Origin of the sequence: Kitasatospora sp. NPDC097605 (assembly GCF_040302725.1) — a bacterium.
Classification (GTDB): Bacteria; Actinomycetota; Actinomycetes; order Streptomycetales; family Streptomycetaceae; genus Kitasatospora.
In genome coordinates, this window is sequence record NZ_JBEOSF010000023.1 from 77,297 (window position 1) to 95,006 (window position 17,710).

General features: G+C 75.4%; 15 protein-coding genes. 5 read left to right on the plus strand and 10 right to left on the minus strand.

Annotated elements, in window-relative coordinates:
* Positions 1 to 12 precede the first annotated feature (12 nt).
* Positions 13 to 249 carry a chaplin gene (locus tag ABTX81_RS24855; protein WP_350549353.1) on the minus strand — a complete coding sequence of 79 codons (237 nt, stop codon included), beginning with the start codon at positions 247 to 249 and terminating at the stop codon, positions 13 to 15.
* Between the two features lie 116 nt (positions 250 to 365).
* Positions 366 to 2,903, minus strand: a complete 2,538-nt coding sequence (locus tag ABTX81_RS24860) for a SpoIIE family protein phosphatase (protein WP_350549354.1) — start codon at positions 2,901 to 2,903, stop codon at positions 366 to 368.
* 241 nt (positions 2,904 to 3,144) lie between these two features.
* Between ABTX81_RS24860 and ABTX81_RS24865 the strand changes: the two genes are divergently transcribed.
* On the plus strand, positions 3,145 to 4,062 hold the full coding sequence (locus tag ABTX81_RS24865) for an AurF N-oxygenase family protein (protein ID WP_350549355.1): 918 nt from the start codon (positions 3,145 to 3,147) through the stop codon (positions 4,060 to 4,062).
* 51 nt (positions 4,063 to 4,113) lie between these two features.
* Positions 4,114 to 5,727, plus strand: coding sequence for a 4Fe-4S binding protein (locus tag ABTX81_RS24870; protein WP_350549357.1), 1,614 nt, complete (start codon positions 4,114 to 4,116; stop codon positions 5,725 to 5,727).
* 219 nt (positions 5,728 to 5,946) lie between these two features.
* Here the strand turns inward: ABTX81_RS24870 and ABTX81_RS24875 are convergent, their stop codons facing one another.
* The 7 genes from ABTX81_RS24875 to ABTX81_RS24905 all read right to left on the minus strand — a co-directional run bounded on the left by ABTX81_RS24875 (position 5,947) and on the right by ABTX81_RS24905 (position 13,332).
* Complete coding sequence (locus tag ABTX81_RS24875) at positions 5,947 to 6,405, minus strand: hypothetical protein (RefSeq protein ID WP_350549359.1); 459 nt, start codon at positions 6,403 to 6,405, stop codon at positions 5,947 to 5,949.
* A 181-nt stretch (positions 6,406 to 6,586) separates the two neighbouring features.
* The gene (locus tag ABTX81_RS24880; RefSeq protein WP_350549361.1) at positions 6,587 to 7,714 is read right to left on the minus strand and encodes a PucR family transcriptional regulator; all 1,128 of its coding nucleotides are present in this window, start codon (positions 7,712 to 7,714) and stop codon (positions 6,587 to 6,589) included.
* A gap of 196 nt (positions 7,715 to 7,910) precedes the next feature.
* Positions 7,911 to 8,933, minus strand: coding sequence for an ABC transporter ATP-binding protein (locus ABTX81_RS24885; protein ID WP_350549363.1), 1,023 nt, complete (start codon positions 8,931 to 8,933; stop codon positions 7,911 to 7,913).
* Positions 8,930 to 9,949 carry an ABC transporter ATP-binding protein gene (locus ABTX81_RS24890; RefSeq protein ID WP_350549365.1) on the minus strand — a complete coding sequence of 340 codons (1,020 nt, stop codon included), beginning with the start codon at positions 9,947 to 9,949 and terminating at the stop codon, positions 8,930 to 8,932. The genes ABTX81_RS24885 and ABTX81_RS24890 overlap by 4 nt, the downstream gene beginning before the upstream one ends.
* Positions 9,946 to 10,803, minus strand: a complete 858-nt coding sequence (locus ABTX81_RS24895) for an ABC transporter permease (protein ID WP_350549367.1) — start codon at positions 10,801 to 10,803, stop codon at positions 9,946 to 9,948. Before ABTX81_RS24895 ends, ABTX81_RS24890 begins: the two co-directional genes overlap by 4 nt.
* On the minus strand, positions 10,790 to 11,761 hold the full coding sequence (locus tag ABTX81_RS24900; RefSeq protein WP_350549369.1) for an ABC transporter permease: 972 nt from the start codon (positions 11,759 to 11,761) through the stop codon (positions 10,790 to 10,792). The genes ABTX81_RS24895 and ABTX81_RS24900 overlap by 14 nt, the downstream gene beginning before the upstream one ends.
* On the minus strand, positions 11,758 to 13,332 hold the full coding sequence (locus tag ABTX81_RS24905; protein WP_350549371.1) for an ABC transporter substrate-binding protein: 1,575 nt from the start codon (positions 13,330 to 13,332) through the stop codon (positions 11,758 to 11,760). The genes ABTX81_RS24900 and ABTX81_RS24905 overlap by 4 nt, the downstream gene beginning before the upstream one ends.
* Before the next feature lie 235 nt (positions 13,333 to 13,567).
* On the opposite strand from ABTX81_RS24905, the gene ABTX81_RS24910 reads away from it, so the two are divergent.
* Complete coding sequence (locus tag ABTX81_RS24910) at positions 13,568 to 14,200, plus strand: TetR/AcrR family transcriptional regulator (RefSeq protein WP_350549372.1); 633 nt, start codon at positions 13,568 to 13,570, stop codon at positions 14,198 to 14,200.
* A gap of 4 nt (positions 14,201 to 14,204) precedes the next feature.
* Here the strand turns inward: ABTX81_RS24910 and ABTX81_RS24915 are convergent, their stop codons facing one another.
* On the minus strand, positions 14,205 to 15,002 hold the full coding sequence (locus ABTX81_RS24915; protein WP_350549374.1) for a GntR family transcriptional regulator: 798 nt from the start codon (positions 15,000 to 15,002) through the stop codon (positions 14,205 to 14,207).
* Between the two features lie 168 nt (positions 15,003 to 15,170).
* On the opposite strand from ABTX81_RS24915, the gene ABTX81_RS24920 reads away from it, so the two are divergent.
* Complete coding sequence (locus ABTX81_RS24920; protein WP_350549376.1) at positions 15,171 to 15,920, plus strand: tyrosine-protein phosphatase; 750 nt, start codon at positions 15,171 to 15,173, stop codon at positions 15,918 to 15,920.
* A complete protein-coding gene (locus ABTX81_RS24925; RefSeq protein WP_350549378.1) occupies positions 15,917 to 17,695 on the plus strand; it encodes a glycoside hydrolase family 3 protein in 1,779 nt (592 codons plus the stop codon). The genes ABTX81_RS24920 and ABTX81_RS24925 overlap by 4 nt, the downstream gene beginning before the upstream one ends.
* Positions 17,696 to 17,710 lie beyond the last annotated feature (15 nt).

The following is a 17,710-nucleotide window of genomic DNA, read 5'->3' on the forward strand; positions in this document are numbered from 1 at the left end:
GGGCCGGCGGCCCTACTTGTTGATGCAGGTGTTGCCGAAGGCCGGGTTGAGCAGCCCGATGATGTTGATCGAGTTGCCGCAGACGTTGATCGGCACGTGGACGGGGATCTGGATCTGGTTGCCGGACAGGACACCGGGGGAGTTGGCGGCCACGCCCTCGGCGACCGAGTCGGCGACGGCGGTCCCGCCGCCGGCCAGCAGGGCGGCGGCCGCGAGGACACCGGCGGCGAGCGCGGTACGAGTACGCATGTCTCTCCTTAAGAGATGAGTTGGCAGATCAGAGCACCAATCACACCGGTGGAGAGTCCGAATCGCCCCGCATTGGGCGGAACGGGGGCGTGTCCGGCGCCGGGGCCGGCGGGGGGTCAGCCGGACGGGAGGTCCTGCTCGGCCCAGATGGTCTTGCCCTGGCGGGTGTAGCGGCTGCCCCAGCGGGTGGTGAGCTGGGCGACCAGGTAGAGGCCGCGTCCGCCCTCGTCGGTGAGGCGGGCCCGGCGCATCCGAGGCTGGGTGGCGCTGGGATCGGAGACCTCGCAGGTGAGGCGCTCGGCGCGGATCAGGCGGACGCCGACCGGGCCGCCCGCGTAGCGGATCGCGTTGGTGACCAGCTCGCTCAGCACCAGCTCGGTGGTGAACGCCAGTTCCTCCAGCCCCCAGGCCAGCAGCTGCCCGGTGGCCGCCTCCCGGACCCGCGCGACCGCCGCCGGGTCCGCCTCCAGCGTCCAGCCGGCGGTGGCCTCGGGCGGCACCTCCCGGGTGCGGGCCAGCAGCAGGGTGACATCGTCGGTGAGCCGGTGCGCCGGGAGGTCGGCGACCAGGTCCCGCCCGAGCTCGCGCAGCGCCGGGCCGGCCGGCGGGACGGCGCCGTCCGGCGGGGAGGCCGCGGCGGCGAGCCGGTGGGCCAGCTCGTCCATGCCCTCCTCCAGGTCGTCCGCGTACCCGAGGAGCAGCCCGTCGGTGTACAGCGCGAGCAGGCTGCCTGGCTCCAGCTCGACCTCGGTCACCTCGAACGGCAGCCCGCTGACGCCGAGCGGCGGCCCCGGCCGCAGCGGTACGTAGGTCACCCGGCCGTCCGGGTCGGCGACGGCGGGCGGCGGGTGGCCGGCCGAGGCCATCGCGCAGCGCCGGGACACCGGGTCGTACACCGCGTACACGCAGGTGGCGCCGAAGGGCACGGTCTGCTGCTCGTCCGGGGTGTCGTGGCCGGCGTCGCTCCACACGCCGTGGCTCACCGGGGGCCGGACGGCCGCGCTCGCGCCGGGCCGCGCGTCCAGGCCCTCGTCGTCCTCCTCCGGCCGTTCGGCCTCCACCATCAGCTGGGCGACCAGGTCGTCCAGGTGGACCAGCAGCTCGTCCGGCTCCAGGTCGAGGTCGGCCAGCGTCCGCACGGCGGTGCGCAGCCGCCCCATGGTCGCGCTCGCGGCGAGCCCGTGGCCGACCACGTCACCGGCGACCAGGGCGACCCGGGCGGAGGACAGCGGGATCACGTCGAACCAGTCGCCGCCGATCCCGCTCGCGGTGTCGGTGGGCAGGTAGACGCTCGCGGTGGAGACCGCGGTGGTCTCGGCCTGCGAGGGCGGCAGCAGGCTGCGCTGCAGCCCGACGGCGGCGCGGTGCTCGCGGGCGTAGCGGCGGGCGTTGTCCAGGGCGAGGGCGGCGCGGTCGGCGATCTCGCGCAGCAGCTCCAGGTCGGCCGGCGGGTACGGCGGCCGGTGCGGGGCGCGGTGCACGGTCACCCGGCCGAGCAGGCTGCCGCCGGCCCGCAGCGGGACCGTCATCGACGGCGGGAAGGCGGTGTGCGCGGTCTGCTCGCCGGGGTCGGCGGGCACGGCCACCCCGGTGGGCGGGGGCGCCGGCGACGTCCGGTCGCCCGGCTTCGCGGCCGCGACGGCGGTGCGGCGCAGCACCACCCGGCCGTCCCGCCCGGGGGTGGGCTCCCCGCCGGTGAACACGGCCTCGGCGACGTCGACCACCGCCAGGTCGGCGAGCCCCGGCACCGATCCGCCGTCCGCCTGCGGCTCACCCCCGGGGGACGGCGGGGCGAGGACGGCGGCCAGCTCCTCCGCCGTCCCGGTGACCGACAGCGAGCCGCCGACGGCGGCCGTGGCCCGGTGCAGCAGGGCGAGCCGTTCGCCGGACCGGTGCAGCTCGGTGACGTCGGTGAACAGCGCGGTCACCCCGATCACCTGCCCGTCGGGGGCCTGCAGCCGGAACGCCGAGATGGCCATCACCGCGCCGCCGGCCGGGTCCTCGATGGTGCGGACGATCTCCTCCGCGCCGATCAGCGGCCGGCCGGTGCGCAGCACGTCGCGCAGTCCGCGTTCGACGGCGGCGGCGTCCTGGGCCTGGAGGAAGTCGCCGAGCCGCCGCCCGCGCAGGTCCGGCGGCAGGCCGCTGTAGGGGAGCAGATGGGTGTTGGTGCGGACCAGGCGCAACCGCTCGTCGAAGACGGCCAGGCCGACCCGGTCCTGCAGGAACAGTTCGCGGGTGAAGGCCTGGTCCTGGCGCGAGCGGGCGATCAGCGGGGTGGGGGCGGCGAGCACGAAGTACCGGGGCGTGCCGCCGGTCGTCGGGTCCGCGGGGTGGTCGGCGTCGGGCGCGTTCAGCGGCAGCACCTGGTACGACAGCGCGAGCCGTTCGCCCCGGCCGGAGCGCAGCACCGCCTCGCCGGACCAGCCCTCGGCCCGCTGCTCCGCGCTGAGCTCGGACATCGCCGGCCATCCCACCGGGTCGGCGAGGAGGTCGTGCACGGGCCGGCCGTGGACCTGGTCGGCGCCGAGGGCGAGCAGCCGTTCCGCCTCCGGGGTCCAGCGGACGATGCGGCCGTCCGCGTCGAGCAGGGCGCCCATGGCGTTGACGACGAAGGGGGATCGGCCGCGGTACAGGGCGTCCGCCGTGTCCATCCGGTCCGCTCCTCTCCGTCGGCGGGCTGGCTGCCGCGACCCCTCCATCATCCCCCGGCCCGGCGAGCCCGCCAGTTCCCGGACGGCGCCGGGACGGCCCACGGGGCGGCTCGAGACCGGCTGGAGGACGGCTCGGGCCGGTCGCGCGGGGGCTTCTCGGACGCCGACTCCTATTGTAATCTCCGTCAATAAGCGGGGCGTGCGGGTTCCCGCGCAGGCCACGCACCTGACGGAGGCAGCCATGGCCCACTCGGCGGAACGCATTCCCACCCGGACCCACACCGCGGCCGACGACGACGTCTCCAGGCGGCTCCTCGACTCCGCGGCGGCCCTCTCCTACGACCCGGCCGTCGAGATCGACTGGGACGCGCCGCTGCCGCCCGGGCAGTACGGGCTCAACCCCGAGTGGAGCACGCTCTTCGGCACCGCGCTCTGGGCGGAGATGACCGAGGAGCAGCGGGTCACCCTCACCCGCCACGAGGTCGGCTCGATCATGACCACCGGCATCTGGTTCGAGATGATCCTGCAGCAGATGGTGCTGCGCGACCAGTACCTCAAGGACCCCGCCAGCGCCGAGTTCCGCTTCGCGCTCACCGAGATCGCCGACGAGTGCCGCCACTCGATCATGTTCGCCCGCGCCTGCGAGAAGATGGGCGTCCCCCAGTACCGGCCGCACCGGGCCGTCGCCCACGCCGGACGCGCCTACAAGTCCCTCGCCCGCGGCGAACTCGCCTACGGCGGCATCCTGGTGGCCGAGGAGGTGCTGGACGTCATGCAGCGCGACTGGATGCGCGGCGAGAACGTCCTCGACATCGTCCGCGGGACCTCCCGGATCCATGTGGTCGAGGAGTCCCGGCACATGAAGTTCGCCCGCCAGGAGATCCGCGAACGGCTGCGCGGGGCCGGTGCGCTGCGCCGCCGCAACGCCGCCTTCGGCATCGCGGCCGGCGCCTTCGTCATCGTCACCAGCATGGTTCACCCGTCCGTGTACAAGGCCGCCGGCCTGGACGTCGGACGGGCACTCGCCGAGGTCCGGGCCAGCGAGCACCGGCGCGCCATGATGCGCACCAGCAGCCGCCACCTGATGGCCTTCCTCGCCGAGAACGGGCTGCTCACCGGTACGGCGGCGAAGATCTACCGCCGCATCCACATGCTCTGACCGGCCCCTCCCCAGCCCCCGACCCCACGCAGCGAGGACCCCACCCCCGCCATGGCCTACGCGATCACCCGCACCTGCTGCAACGACGCCTCGTGCGTGTCCGTCTGCCCTGTCAACTGCATCCACCCCACCCCGGACGAGCCGGACTTCGGCCGTACCGACATGCTCTACATCGACCCGGCCGCCTGCATCGACTGCGGCGCCTGCGCCGACGCCTGCCCGGTGGACGCGGTCTTCCCGGTCGACCGGCTGACCGGGCCCGACGCGGTCTACGGCAAGCTCAACCGCGACCGGTACCGCGACCACCCCGCCGACCACGCCTGGGGCGCGCCGGTCTTCCCGCGCAGCCTGCCCACCGGCCTCGACCTCGGAGCCGGCCCGCTGCGGGTCGCCATCGTCGGCACCGGGCCGTCCGCGAGCTACACCGCCCAGGCGCTGCTGCGCTCCACCGGCGCCGAGATCACCATGATCGACCGGCTGCCGGTGACCGGCGGGCTGCTGCGGCACGGGGTCGCCCCGGACCACCAGTCGACCAAGCGGATCGCCGAGAGCTTCGCCTCCGTCTTCCACGACCCGCGGCTGCGGGTGCACCTCAACGTCGAGGTCGGCACCGACCTCGGCCACGCCGAACTCGCCGCCCACCACCACGCGGTGGTGTACGCGGTCGGGGCCGCCGCCGACCGCCGGCTCGGCGTGCCCGGCGAGGACCTGCCCGGCAGCCTGCCGGCCACCACCTTCGTCCGCTGGTACAACGCCGAACCGACCGTGCCCGCCGACGCGGTCGTGCTCGGCGGCGGATCGGGTCCGGGCGCCGAACGGGCCGTGGTGATCGGCAACGGCAACGTCGCCGTCGACATCGCGCGGATCCTGCTCACCGACCCCGACCGGCTCGCCGCCACCGACATCGCCGACCACGCGCTCGCCGCGCTGCGCCGCGGCCCGGTCCGCGAGGTGGTGCTGGCCGCCCGGCGCGGGCCCGAACACGCCGCGTGGACCGTGCCCGAGTTCCTCGCCCTCACCCGGCTCCCGGGCGTGGACGTCGTGGTGGACGACCGCCCGGAGGGCTCCGCCGCGCCGTTGCTCGCCGGCCTCGCGCGGGAGCGCCCGGACGGCGCCGCGCCGCCCCGGCCCGGCCGGCGGATCGTGCTGCGCTTCCATGCCCAGCCCGCCCAACTCCTCGGTGACGGCCGGGTCGAGGCGGTCCGCTTCGCCGGCACCGACGACCTGCTGCACACCTCCCTGGTGGTCCGCTCCATCGGCCACCGCGGCGTCCCCGTGCCGGGGCTGCCCTTCGACGACGCGGCCGGCACCGTCCCGCACACCGGCGGGCGCGTCCTCGACCCGGCGACCGGCCGGCCACTGCCGGGCACCTACCTGGTCGGCTGGGCCAAACGCGGACCCTCCGGCGGCATCGGCGCCAACCGCGCCTGCGCCGAGGAGACCGTCCACGCCCTCCTCGACGACGCCGTCGCGGGCGCCCTGCCCGTCCCCACCGCCGACCGCAGGGCCTTCGACCGCCTGGTCCGCACCCGACGCCCCGACGCCCTCGGCCTGCGCCAGCTGCGCGCCATCGACCGCGCCGAACGCGCCCGCGGCGAGGCCACCGGCCGCCCCCGCGTCAAACTCCCCACCGTCCCCGCCCTCCTCGCCGCCGCCCGCCGCTGACCCCCGCCGGCCCCGCGGGCTCACGGCCCGACGAGCAGCAGCACGATCCGGATCTCGTCCTCGCCGACCCGGTACCCCGACGTCACCCCGGGAGCCGCGTCATCAGCCGGAACGGTGACGAAACGTCACCGGCAAGGGGCGGTCGACCGCCGGGGCGGTGGTCCGAACCCGCCGTTGGGCCGGGCACGTGCGCTCCTCGGCGACCCCGGGCCTGCGGGCTCAGCTGAAGAGGGCGCTGAGGTCGAGGGGGGTGATGAGGAAGGTGTCGGTGGCCGGGTCGTGGGCGTGGAGGAGGGCGGTGCGGCCGGCGGGGACGGCGGGGTCGCCGGGCGGGGTGCGGACGGCGAGGAGGGCGGGGGAGCCGTCGTCGGTGGTGGCCTCGGCCCAGCCGTCGTGAGTGCCGGCGCCGCCCGGCAGGACCGTGCAGACACGGCCGACCAGGGGGAAGGGTTCGGAAGCGAGCAGGTCCCCTGGCAGGTCGTCGGGAAGCTCCCCGGGCGCGGCGTCGATGTGGGGCTCGGCGCCGCACCCCCCGCTCCGGGTGCCGGTGGCGCGGCCGACGTCGTGCCCCCCGGACACGGCGTCGGCCCCCAGGCCGCTGAGCAGGGCCAGCATCCAGTACTCGGCGGTCACCACCAGGGTCGGAAAGTCCGGCGCGGCCCTGAATTCCCCCCGCATCCGCCCGCTCCCCCCGACTCCCCGTGCGGCGCCGGACCCCCCGGGCGCCGTGGTGATCCTGTCAGGAGGAAAGCGTCCGCACACTGCCAGGACCTGGCAATCTTGTCGGTGCTTTGACACCGGAAAATATCCGGAAACCGAAAGCAACGAACCGCCCCCTGAAACGTTCAGGATGGAACGGTCACGGTCGCAGCGGCTGGGCCGGCCAGTCGAGCAGGCGCGCGCCCATCACGGCGGTCTCCAGGGTGTAACGGTGCAGCGCGTCCGCCGGGTCGTAGCCGGTGAGGTCGCGGATGCGCTCCAGCCGGTAGCCGAGCGCGCGCACGCTCAGGCCGAGCCGCCGGGCGGTCTCCGCGTTCACGTACCCGGCCTCCGCCTGGACGGTGATGGTCTCCAGCAGCGGGCGGGCGCCGCCGCGCGCGGAGGTGAGCGGGCCGAGCACGGTGCGCACCAGGTCGGCCATGGCGGCCCGGTCCCGCATCAGCACCGGGAAGACCAGCAGCTCCTCGGCGCGCAGCCGCTGCGCCGGCAGCTCCAGGCGCTGCGCGTACTCCAGCGCGGCGAGCGCCTCCTCGTAGCTGCGCACGATGCCGCCGGTGCCGCCGTGCCGGCGGCCGGTGGCCACCCGCTGCGCGGGCGGGTACCCGGCTCCGGGGCGGAGGGCCAGCTCGGTGAAGGCGGTCAGGACGGCCTGCTCGCCGTCGGAGGCGATGCAGACCAGCCGCCCGTCGCGGGCGGCCAGCAGCAGGGTGCGGTCGTCGTAACGGCCGGTCAGTTCGCGCAGCACCCGGTGCGCGGCGGGCGCGCCCTCCAGGTAGGGCTCGGCGGCGACGGCGACCGCGACGGTGTACCCGGCGGCCAGCCGCAGGCCGAACCGCTCGGCGCGCTCGGCGAGCCGGCCGAGGTCGGAGCGGCCGTGCAGCAGGTCGTTGACCAGCTCGCGCCGGTTGGCCTCCTCCTGGCGCACGGCCATCCGCTGGGCGCGCTCATGGCCCTCGGCGAGGGCGCCGAGGGCGGCCTGGATGCCGGCGAGCAGCGCGTCGCCGGTGCGCCGCAGCTCGGCGGCGGTGGCGGCGTTGACGCCGGGCAGGTGCTGCCAGGCGGCGCGGGTGGCGCCCAGGCAGGAGCCGACGAGCTCGCGCAGGCCGTGGCCGGCCTCGGCGCCGCGCTCGCCGAGGTCGCGCAGCCGCTCCAGTTCGGCGCGGCGCAGCAGGCGGCCGGTGCGGGAGACGTCGGTGAGCAGGTCCAGGCAGTGGTGGGCCAGCTCGTTGGGGATGTCGGGGGCGCCGGTTCCGTTGGCCACCGTCATGTCGTCGTGTCCCGCCCGGTCCGTCGGTGTGGTCCGGCCGGCCGGCGTGCCCGCCGGTCGGCCGGTCGGCCTTCCTGGCCGGTCAGCCGGCGCGTTCCGCCGCAGGTCGGGCTGCCGGCTGCTCAGCCCGGGCATGCTATCCGGTCGGCGCTCCGGCCGCTCAGGTGTCCACCGCCGCTCAGGTCTCCACTGCCGCTCAGGTCTCCACGGCCGCTGCGGCGTCCACGGCCGCGCCCGGCCGCGACGGCGTCAGCGGCCGGTGGCAGGCGACGGTCCGCCCGGGCGAGACCTCCCGCAGCCGCGGCACCTCGCTCGCGCACCGGTCGTCGGCGAACGGGCAGCGGGTGCGGAACCGGCAGCCGGACGGCGGGTCGAGCGGGGACGGCGGGTCGGCCGGGAGCAGGCCGGTGTCGCCGAGCGGACGGCCCGGCTCGGGAACGGCGGCCAGCAGCGCGGCGGTGTAGGGGTGGGCGGGGGCGGAGAGCACCTCCTCGGTGGGGCCCTGCTCGCAGAGCCGGCCGAGGTGGAGCACCGCGACGTCGTCGCTGACGGCGCGGACCACCCCGAGGTCGTGCGAGATGAACAGGCTCGCCAGGCCGCGTTCCTCGGTGAGCCGGCGCAGCAGGTTGAGCACGGTGGCCTGGGCGGAGACGTCGAGGGCGGAGACGGCCTCGTCGGCGATCAGCACCCGCGGCTCGGCGGCGAGCGCGCGGGCGATCGCGACCCGCTGGGCCTGGCCGCCGGAGAGCTGGGCGGGCCGGCGGTCGCCGAACAGCGCGACCGGCAGCCCGACGGCCTCCAGCTGCCGCTCGACCACCGCCGCGCGGTCGACCGCCGGGTCCCGGTGGGCGTCCAGCGGTTCGGCGACGAGGTCGCGCACGGTGCGGCGCGGGTTGAGCGAGGAGACCGGGTCCTGGAACACCATCTGCATCCGGGGGCGCAGCGCCCGCAGCGCGCGGGGGGAGAGCGCGGCGAGGTCGGTGCCGTCCAGGGTGACGGTGCCGGTGGTGGGCGGGGGCAGCCGCAGCAGGGCCTTGGCGATGCTGCTCTTGCCGGAGCCGGACTCGCCGACCAGGGCGAGGGTGCGGCGTTCGCGCAGCTCCACGTCGACGCCGCTGACGGCGTGCAGCGGGCCGGAGCGGGTGCGGTGGACCACGGACAGCCCGGTGGCCCGCAGCACGACGGGGGTGTCGGCACCCGGGGAGGGGATGGGGGTCATGCGGCGGTCTCCTCGGCCTTCGCCGGCAGCGCGGCCGACGGCGTGAGCGGGAAGTGGCAGGCGGCCGTGTGTCCGGCCCCGGCGCGGTGCAGCGGCGGCGCGTCGGTCGAGCAGATCGACTCGGCGCGCTCGCAGCGCGGCGCGAACGGGCAGCCGGGGACGGGCTTGGAGAGGTCCGGCGGCGAGCCGGCCACGGCGGGCAGGGTGCGGCGCAGCGGCCCGGTGACCCGGGGCACCGAGCGCAGCAGCGCGGCGGTGTACGGGTGGGCGGGGGTCTCGGTGACGGCCTCGGTGGGGCCGGTCTCGACGACCCGCCCGCCGTACATGACGGCGATCCGCCGGGCGCGGCCGTAGAGCAGGCCGATGTCGTGGGTGATCAGCAGGGTGGCCAGGCCCCGGCTCTCGCGGTGCCGGTCGAGCAGGTCGAGCACGGTGCGCTGGACGGTGACGTCGAGCGCGGTGGTGGGCTCGTCGGCGAGCAGCAGGGCGGGGGAGCCGGCCAGCGCGGCGGCGATGCCGACGCGCTGGCGCAGGCCGCCGGACAGCTCGTGCGGGTAGGCGCGGGCCCGCCGGGCCGGGTCGGGGACGTCGACGGCGGCGAGCAGCTCGGCGGCGGTGCGCAGCCGCTCGCGGCGCGGGATCCGGCGCCGGTTGGTGAGCGCCTCGGTGACCTGGTCGGCGATCCGCACCACCGGGTTGAGCGAGGTCATCGGGTCCTGGTGGACCATCGCGACGCCGGTGCCGAGCAGTTCGGCGCGCCGGGCGGCGCTCGCGGTGAGCAGGTCCTCGCCGTTCAGCAGCACCTCGCCGGTGGCGGTGGCCCGGGTGGTGCGCGGGTGGACGCCGAGCACGGTGCGGGCCAGCACCGACTTCCCGGAGCCGGACTCGCCGACCACGCCGAGGCACTCGCCGGCGTCGATGGCGAGGTCGATGCCGTGCAGCACGTGCAGCGCCCGGCCGTCGGGGGTGTGCAGGGTGGTGTCGAGCGAACGGACCTCCAGAACCGGGCTGGTCATCCTCGCCCTCCCTTCGAACGGAGCTTCTCGCCCAGGTAGTTGAGGGCGAGGACGGTCAGGCAGAGCACCGCCGCCGGGGCGAGCGAGATCCACGGGGCGCTGCCCAGGGTGGTGCGGCCCTCGGCGATGAGGCCGCCCCAGGACGGCTCCGGCGGGCGCAGCCCGAAGCCGAGGAAGCTGAGCGAGCCCTCGGCGACGATGGCGACCGTGGTGGCGGTGAACGCGAAGGTGAGCGCGGCGGGCGCGACGTGCGGGACCACCTCGCGGCCCAGGATCCGCAGCGGGGCGGTGCCGATCATCCGGGCGGCCTGGACGAAGCCCCGCTCGCTGAGCGACAGCACGACGGCGCGCACCACCCGGGTGAAGTGCGGCACGGTGAACAGGCCGATCAGCGAGCCGATCAGGGTCAGGCTGGGCCCGCGCAGCGAGACCGCGATCATCACCAGGATCAGGGTGGGGACGGACATCAGCAGGTCGGTGGCGAAACCGATCACCTTGTCCACCGGCCCGCGGAACCAGCCGGCCGCCACGCCGAGCGCCCCGCCGCCGAGCAGGCCGACGGCGATGGTCAGCCCGGCGACGGTGAAGGAGGCGCGGGCGCCGGCCACGGTCCGTTGCAGGACATCGCGCCCGGCGGCGTCGGTGCCCAGCCAGTGGCCGGGACCGGGGGCGGCGGCGGGGTTGGCGAAGTCGCCGTGCAGCGGGTCGAAGCCGGGCAGCAGCGGGAGCAGCAGGGCGGCGAGCGCGATGACGGCCAGCCAGGCTCCGGCGGCCAGCACTCCGGCGGAGGGGCGGCGGACGGCCGTCCCGCGCTTGCGCGCCGGCGTGGTCGGGACGGTCTCAGCGACGCTCATCGGCGATCCTCGGGTCGATCGTGCGGTACAGCAGGTCCACGGCGAAGGTGGCCGCCACCACGGCGACGGCGCTGACAACCACCACGCCCTGCACCACCGGGAAGTCGCGGCCGTTGATCGCCCCGGAGACCAGGGTGCCGACGCCGGGCACCGCGAACAGCGTCTCGACGAGCACCGAGCCGCCGAGCGAGGTCCCGATGCCGATGCCGATCAGGGTGACCAGCGGCAGCGAGGAGGGCCGCAGCGCCCGGCGCAGCAGCAGCCGCACGGTGCCCATGCCGCGGCTGCGGGCGGCGGCGACGTAGGTCTGGTCGAGGGTGTCGAGCAGCTGGCCGCGCAGGGTGCGGGTGAAGACTGCGGCCTCGGTGAGGCCGAGGGTGAGCGCGGGCAGTACCAGGTGGCGCAGGTTCTCCAGCGGGTCCTCGGTGAACGGGGTCCAGCCGGTGGCCGGCAGGATCCGGAGCTGGACGGCGGTGAGCCAGATCAGCAGCAGGCCGAGGACGAAGCCGGGCACGGCCAGCCAGACGAAGGCGCCGGCGGTGGCGATCCGGTCGACGGCGCCACCCGGCCGCCAGGCCGACCAGAGCGCGACCGGCAGGGCCAGGCCGAGCGCCACCACCTGGGCGGCGATGAAGAGTTCGAGGGTGACCGGGATCCGGTCGGCGAGCTCGGTGGTGACCGCGACGCCGGTGGAGAGCGAGTGGCCGAGGTCGCCCTGCAGGGCGTCGCCGATCCAGCGCCAGGTGGCGCTGAGCACGTTCTCGTCCAGGCCGAGCTTGGCCTCGTAGGCGGTGACCTGCTCCGGCGTGGCGGTGGGGCCGAGCGCGGCGAGGGCGGGGGAGCCGGGCATGAGGTGCGGCAGGGAGAGCGCCGCGACGGTGACCAGCAGGAGCACCGCGGCGGCCCGTGCGAGCCGTCCGGCGGTGCGTCCCGCCGTGCGGAGGGCGGTGGGCGTCACTTCTTCACCCACAGCGAGGCGGGGGAGACGTTGACGACGGTCCGCTTGGAGACGTCGGGCAGGCCGCCGGTCCTGGTGGAGGCCAGCAGGCCGGTCTTGTTCTCGGTCAGGAAGAGCATCGGGGCGTCGTTGACGACCTCCTGCGCGGCCTCCTGGTACGAGCGGGCGCGCTCGGCCGGGTCGACGGTGGCGCGCCCGGCGGCGATCGCCCGGCCGGCCTTCGGGTTGTTCCACCCGGTGAAGTTGTAGGGGCCGTCGGGCGCGTAGAGGCTGGCCAGGGCGGTGTCGGTGTCGCCGAACATGCTGGTGACGAAGTCCATCACCTGGAACTTGCGCTGGAACATCGCGGTGCTCAGGCCCGCCGGGTCCAGCGGCTTGATGGTCATCTTCACGCCGACCTCGGCGAACATCTGCTGGAGCACGGTGGCCCGCTGCTGGCCCTCGGGGCGGCTGTCGACGAGGTACTCGAAGGAGAGGTCGGAGTGGCCCGCCTCGGCGAGCAGGGCGCGCGCCTTGGCCGGGTCGTGCGCGGGGTACCCGGAGGTGTCACCGGCGGCCCGGTAGGGGGAGACGGAGCCGATCGGGCCGTCCGAGACCTTGCCCTGGTCGAGGTAGACGACCTTCTCCACGGCCGAACGGTCCACGGCGAGTTGCAGCGCCTTGCGCACCTTCGGGTCGTCGAACGGCGCGGCCTTGGTGTTGAAGATCACGGTGGAGGTGGAGCCGGGGCCGGCGGCCACCCGCAGGCCGTCGGTGGCGGCCTGCTTGAGCTGGGCGGGGGTCTCGGCCCAGATGACGTCGGCGTCGCCGGAGCGCAGCGACTGGTAGCGGCTGTCGGCGTCCGGCAGGACCTTGTAGACCAGCTTGTCGGCGTGGCCCTTGGCGCCCCAGTAGGAGGGGTTGCGGTTGAGGGTGACGGAGACGCCGGGCTGCACGCTCTCCACCGTGTACGGGCCGGAGCCGACGGCCGGGGCGTCGGGGGCGGTCGGCGCCTCGGAGACATAGCCGAGGGAGCGGGTGAACATGCTGGGGAAGGCGGCGTTGGCGCCCTTGAGGGTGAAGCCGACGGAGGTGGGGGAGTTGACCGTCATGGCGCCGATGGTGGCGACGTCGGTGACGCAGGAGCACTTGGCCTCGGGCTTGCCGAGCCGGGTGACGTGGTCGACGACGGCCTGCGCGTCGAGCGGCTTGCCGTCGCTGAAGGTGACGCCCTCGCGCAGTTCCAGCGTCCAGGCGGTGGCGTCGGCGGTGGCGGCGGTGAAGGACTTGGCCAGGTAGGGCTGCACGGCGCCGTTGTCGCCGTTGACCATCAGCGGGTCGTAGAGCGCGTTGGCCAGGATCATCATCGGCATCGAGGTGAGGCCGCTGTCCGCCGGGTCGAGCTTGGCGAAGGGCCGGTCGAGGCCGATTCTCAGGGTGCCGCCGTCGACGGCGGGGCCGTCGTCCTTGGGCGCGGAGGCGGCCGCGCCGCCGCCGGAGACCGTGTCGTCGGACGCGGAGCAGGCGGAGGCGGTGAGGGCGAGGGCCGCCGTGCAGACCGTGGACGCCAGGACGAGGGTGTGCCGCTTCATGATTCCTCGGGGGGATCGGGGGGCTTCGGGGGAGGGGGAGACCGGCGGGCGCAGCCGGACCGGTGGCCGCCGGACACCACCTTTTGGAAGTGGCACAACTGCCAACTGGCAGTTGTGCAAACTCCGGATGACGAAATGTCGACGACTTGGCGCGCGGCTTGAGCGGGCCACGCCGGGCGTGATTCGGTACGACCACGGCCGTGTGCGGCAGAGCAGTTGACGAGGAGCGAGCAGGATGCAGGGGCAGGGGACGGACACCGGGGCGGAGCCCGGGCTGCGCGACCGCAAGCGGGCGCGGACCAGGCAGGCCATCCGCACGGCGGGGCTCGACCTCTTCGAGGAGCAGGGCTTCGAGAGCACGACGGTGGACCAGATCTGCCGTCGGGCGGACATCGCCCACCGCACCTTCTTCCGCTACTACGAGTGCAAGGAGGCGCTGCTGTTCGGCATGGACTTCGGCGCCGCCGTCCTGGACGCCTTCGCCGCCGCGCCCGCCGGGCTCGACCTCTGGGCCGCCTTCGAACGCGCCGGGGGCACGATCGACGGGCAGCTGGAGGAGTCGGCCGAGCACACCGTGCGGCGCCGGGCGCTGCGGCGCCGGTTCATCGAGGTCCGCAGCGTGCACGACTTCGCGCTGATCATGATCGACAACTTCGCGCAGCGGGCGGCGGCGATCGCGGCCGAACGGCTGGGCGTGGACCCGGTCGTCGACCTGCGGCCGCAGGCGCTCGCCGCGCTGCTGGCGGGCATGACCCGGCGGCACGTCGTGGACGGGAACGACATGCGGTCGCTGGAGGACTGGGCGTCGGCCTTCCGGGTGCTGCTCGCGCAGTTCGACGCGCCGGCCCCGGCGGGAGCCGCCCGGTGAGCGCCTACCGCGCCGGCCCCGATCCGCCGCCCGGCTCGCGGTAGTGCAGCACGAACCGCGCGCTGCTGCCGTCGATCCGTCGCCGCAGGTAGAGCGCGGGCGTGCCGTCGGGCGTGCAGCTGACGCCCTCGCGGACCAGCAGCGCCGTGCCCGGCGGCACCCCGAGCAGTTCCGCGTCGGCGAGGTCCGCGCCGACCGCGCCGAACGCCCGCCAGTCGTACTCCAGCTCCACCCCGGCCGCCCGGGCCAGGTCGAGCACCATGTTGCCGGGACGGCCCGGCCGCAGCAGGTCGGCCGGCAGCGGCCCCGACGGCACCCAGTAGCTGCTCACCACCCGGGGCCGGCCGCCGAGCCGGATCACCGTGTCCACCCGGGACAGCTCCGCGTTGTCGCACCCCAGCTGACGGGCCGCCTCGACGTCCTCCGGGCTCCCGGTCACCGGCGGCGCGGCCACCACGAACTCGCCGTCCTGCGCCTGTTCCGGCGCCTGCGCGCCGAGCGGCAGCCCGGTGTGCACGCTGCCGAGGTCGAAGCGCTGGCTGCGCGGGTCGACGGTGATCGACACCCGTACCGCCGGCGGGCGGACGAAGGTCCCCACGCCCCGGCGGATCTCCAGCACCGCGGCCCGTTCCAGCTCGGCCACCGCCTGCCGGACGGTCAGCCGGTTGACGCCGAACTCGGCGCTCAGCTCCGGCTCGCTGGGCAGCCGGGAGCCCGCCGGGTACGTCCCGGCGTCGATGCGCTCCTGGAGCTGCCGGGCCAGCCGGCGGTACAGCGGGGTCTCGGTTCGGTGCGTCGCCACGGGCCAGATCCTACGGAGCCGGGTGGCGCCTTCTGTCCCCGGTTGTCCGGAAGTTCACCTCGTCGTCGCTTGCCGGGCGCCCCCCTTGCCAGGTAGACATCTAGACGTCTAGATGTCTTGCTCCCGCAGTCCCCCCACCCCGTTCTCCCGCACCGAAAGGCCCCCGCCATGACCCTGGTCAACTTCCGCGACCCCGCCGCCCTCACCGACCCCGAGGGCCGCTGGGTGCGCCCGGGCGTCGTCCACCGCTCCGCCCAGCCCTTCCCGGTCGACAACGCCTCGATCGTCGAGCAGCTGAACGCCGCCGGCATCCGTACGATCATCGACCTGCGTGGTGACGCCGAGGCGGACGAGGCCGACTGGGCGCACGCCCGGGCCGCCGGCATCGAGGTGGTCGCCGCCCGCATCCAGCCCACCAACCCGGAGCTGGAGGCGGCCATGCGCACCATGACCGAGGACGCCGAGCTCGGCGCCTTCTACCTGCTGATGGCCGAGTCGGACCCCGCCGCCGTCAAGCTGGCCGTCGAGGCCGCCACCCGCCCGGGCGGCCTGCTGCTGCACTGCGCCGCCGGCAAGGACCGCACCGGCTTCCTGACCGCGCTGCTGCTCGACCTGCTCGGCGTGCCCGCCGAGGAGATCGTCGCCGACTACGCCCGCACCACCGAGGCGCTGGCGCAGATCTTCGAGGGCCTGGCCGAGCGCAACCGCAACGCGCTGAACGACTACCACGCGGGCTCGTTCACCGTCCCCCGCCCGCTGCTGGAGGCCCCGGCCGGCGCCATGGCCGCCTTCCTGGAGCTGGTCGACGCCCGCTACGGCGGCACCGAGGGCCTGCTCGCCCACTGCGGGGTGGACACCGCGACCGTCGAGGCCTTCCGCGTCAAGGCCGCCGTCCCCGCCGCCGAGGTGACGGCATGAGGACCGTGCTGCGCCACACCGACGGCACGCCGTTCCGCGACCTCAACCACAACGGCACCATGGAGCCCTACGAGGACCCGCGGCTGCCCGTCGAGGAGCGCGTCGAGGACCTCCTGACCCGGATGACCCTGGAGGAGAAGGCCGCGCTGATGCTGCACGGACGGATGCTCCCCGGCAATAACGGCCCCTTCCCGTCCGGCGACCACCTGATCGCCGAACGCGGCCTCACCGCCTTCGCCATGACGGCCGTCCCCGACGCCCGCACCATGGCCGCCTGGAACAACCACGTCCAGGACCTCGCGGCCGCCGGCCGCCTCGGCATCCCGGTCACCCTGGCCTCCGACCCCCGGCACGGCTTCACCTCCAACCCCGCCACCGCCTTCACCGGCGGCGGCTTCTCCACCGGCCCCGAGCCGATCGGCCTCGCCGCCACCGACGACGCCGCGCTCGTCGAGGAGTACGCCGCGGTGATCGGCCGCGAACTGCGCGCCGTCGGCATCCGGGTCGCCCTCCACCCGATGGCCGACCTCGCCACCGAGCCCCGCTGGGCCCGGATCAGCGGCACCTTCGGCGAGGACCCGGAGCGCGCCTCGCGGATCATCGCCGCCTACATCCGCGGCCTGCAGGGCGAGTCCGTCGGCCCGCACAGCGTCGCCTGCATGACCAAGCACTTCCCGGGCGGCGGCCCGCAGTTCCGGGGCGAGGACTCGCACTTCGCGGCCGGCCGGCGCCTGGTCTACCCGGGCGGCGCCCTCGACCGGCACCTGCGCCCCTTCGAGGCCGCGTTCGAGGCCGGCACCGCGCAGATCATGCCCGCCTACGCGATCCCCTCCGGCTCCGGGCTCGCCGAGGTCGGCGCCAACTTCAACCATGACGTCATCACCGGCCTGCTGCGCGGCACGTACGGCTTCGACGGCGTCGTCTGCACCGACTTCAACGCCATCACCGGCATGGAGATCCCCGGCATCGTCTCCCTGCCGCCCCGTCACTGGGGCGTCGAGGAGCTGTCGGTGCCCGAGCAGGTGGCCCTCACCCTGCACGCGGGGGCCGACCAGCTCGGCGGCGAGACCGACCCCGAGCTGATCCTCGGCGTGGTCCGCTCCGGCGCCGTCACCGAGGCCCGCCTCGACGAGTCCGTCCGCCGGATCCTGCGCGACAAGTTCCGGCTCGGCCTCTTCGACGACCCGTACGTGGACGTGGCGGCCGCCGTCGAGCTGGTCGGCGCGCCCGAGGGGCGGGAGCTCGGCCGCCGGGCGCAGTCCCGCTCGCTGGTCCGGCTCGCCGGCGGGCCGCTGAGCGGGGAGCGGATCTACGTCGAGGGCGTGGACGCCGAGGTCGCGGCCCGCTACGGGACGGTCGTCGAGCGCCCCGAGGACGCCGACCTCGCCGTCCTGCGGCTCGCCACGCCGTACGAGAAGCGCGAGGGCCTGCTGGAGCAGCACTTCCACTCCGGCTCCCTGGAGTTCGAGCCGGCCGAGGCGGCCCGCGTCGCCGCCCTGGCCGCCGCCGTGCCGACCGCCGTGGTCGCCCAGCTCGAACGCCCCGCCGTGCTGACCCCGTTCGCGCCCCACGCGGCGCTGCTGGTCGGCGAGTTCGGCGCCGCCGACGACCTGGTCCTGGACGCGGTGCTCGGCCGCACCCTGATGACCGGCTCGCTGCCGTTCGACCTGCCCCGCTCGGACGCCGCCGTGGAGGCCGCCCGCGAGGACGTGCCCTTCGACACCGAGGACCCGCTCTTCCGCTGCGGCCACCCGACCGCCCCCCGGGAGGCCTGAGCGGCCTGACACCGG

What these genes read in the sequence shown, in the direction of transcription:
- ABTX81_RS24860 (WP_350549354.1), bottom strand. Translation starts at nt 2,903, where the DNA reads ATGGACACGGCGGACGCCCTGTACCGCGGCCGATCCCCCTTCGTCGTC.
- ABTX81_RS24855 (WP_350549353.1), bottom strand. Translation starts at nt 249, where the DNA reads ATGCGTACTCGTACCGCGCTCGCCGCCGGTGTCCTCGCGGCCGCCGCC.
- ABTX81_RS24905 (WP_350549371.1), bottom strand. Translation starts at nt 13,332, where the DNA reads ATGAAGCGGCACACCCTCGTCCTGGCGTCCACGGTCTGCACGGCGGCC.
- ABTX81_RS24925 (WP_350549378.1), top strand. Translation starts at nt 15,917, where the DNA reads ATGAGGACCGTGCTGCGCCACACCGACGGCACGCCGTTCCGCGACCTC.
- ABTX81_RS24865 (WP_350549355.1), top strand. Translation starts at nt 3,145, where the DNA reads ATGGCCCACTCGGCGGAACGCATTCCCACCCGGACCCACACCGCGGCC.
- ABTX81_RS24875 (WP_350549359.1), bottom strand. Translation starts at nt 6,405, where the DNA reads ATGCGGGGGGAATTCAGGGCCGCGCCGGACTTTCCGACCCTGGTGGTG.
- ABTX81_RS24920 (WP_350549376.1), top strand. Translation starts at nt 15,171, where the DNA reads ATGACCCTGGTCAACTTCCGCGACCCCGCCGCCCTCACCGACCCCGAG.
- ABTX81_RS24885 (WP_350549363.1), bottom strand. Translation starts at nt 8,933, where the DNA reads ATGACCCCCATCCCCTCCCCGGGTGCCGACACCCCCGTCGTGCTGCGG.
- ABTX81_RS24910 (WP_350549372.1), top strand. Translation starts at nt 13,568, where the DNA reads ATGCAGGGGCAGGGGACGGACACCGGGGCGGAGCCCGGGCTGCGCGAC.
- ABTX81_RS24890 (WP_350549365.1), bottom strand. Translation starts at nt 9,949, where the DNA reads ATGACCAGCCCGGTTCTGGAGGTCCGTTCGCTCGACACCACCCTGCAC.
- ABTX81_RS24895 (WP_350549367.1), bottom strand. Translation starts at nt 10,803, where the DNA reads ATGAGCGTCGCTGAGACCGTCCCGACCACGCCGGCGCGCAAGCGCGGG.
- ABTX81_RS24870 (WP_350549357.1), top strand. Translation starts at nt 4,114, where the DNA reads ATGGCCTACGCGATCACCCGCACCTGCTGCAACGACGCCTCGTGCGTG.
- ABTX81_RS24880 (WP_350549361.1), bottom strand. Translation starts at nt 7,714, where the DNA reads ATGACGGTGGCCAACGGAACCGGCGCCCCCGACATCCCCAACGAGCTG.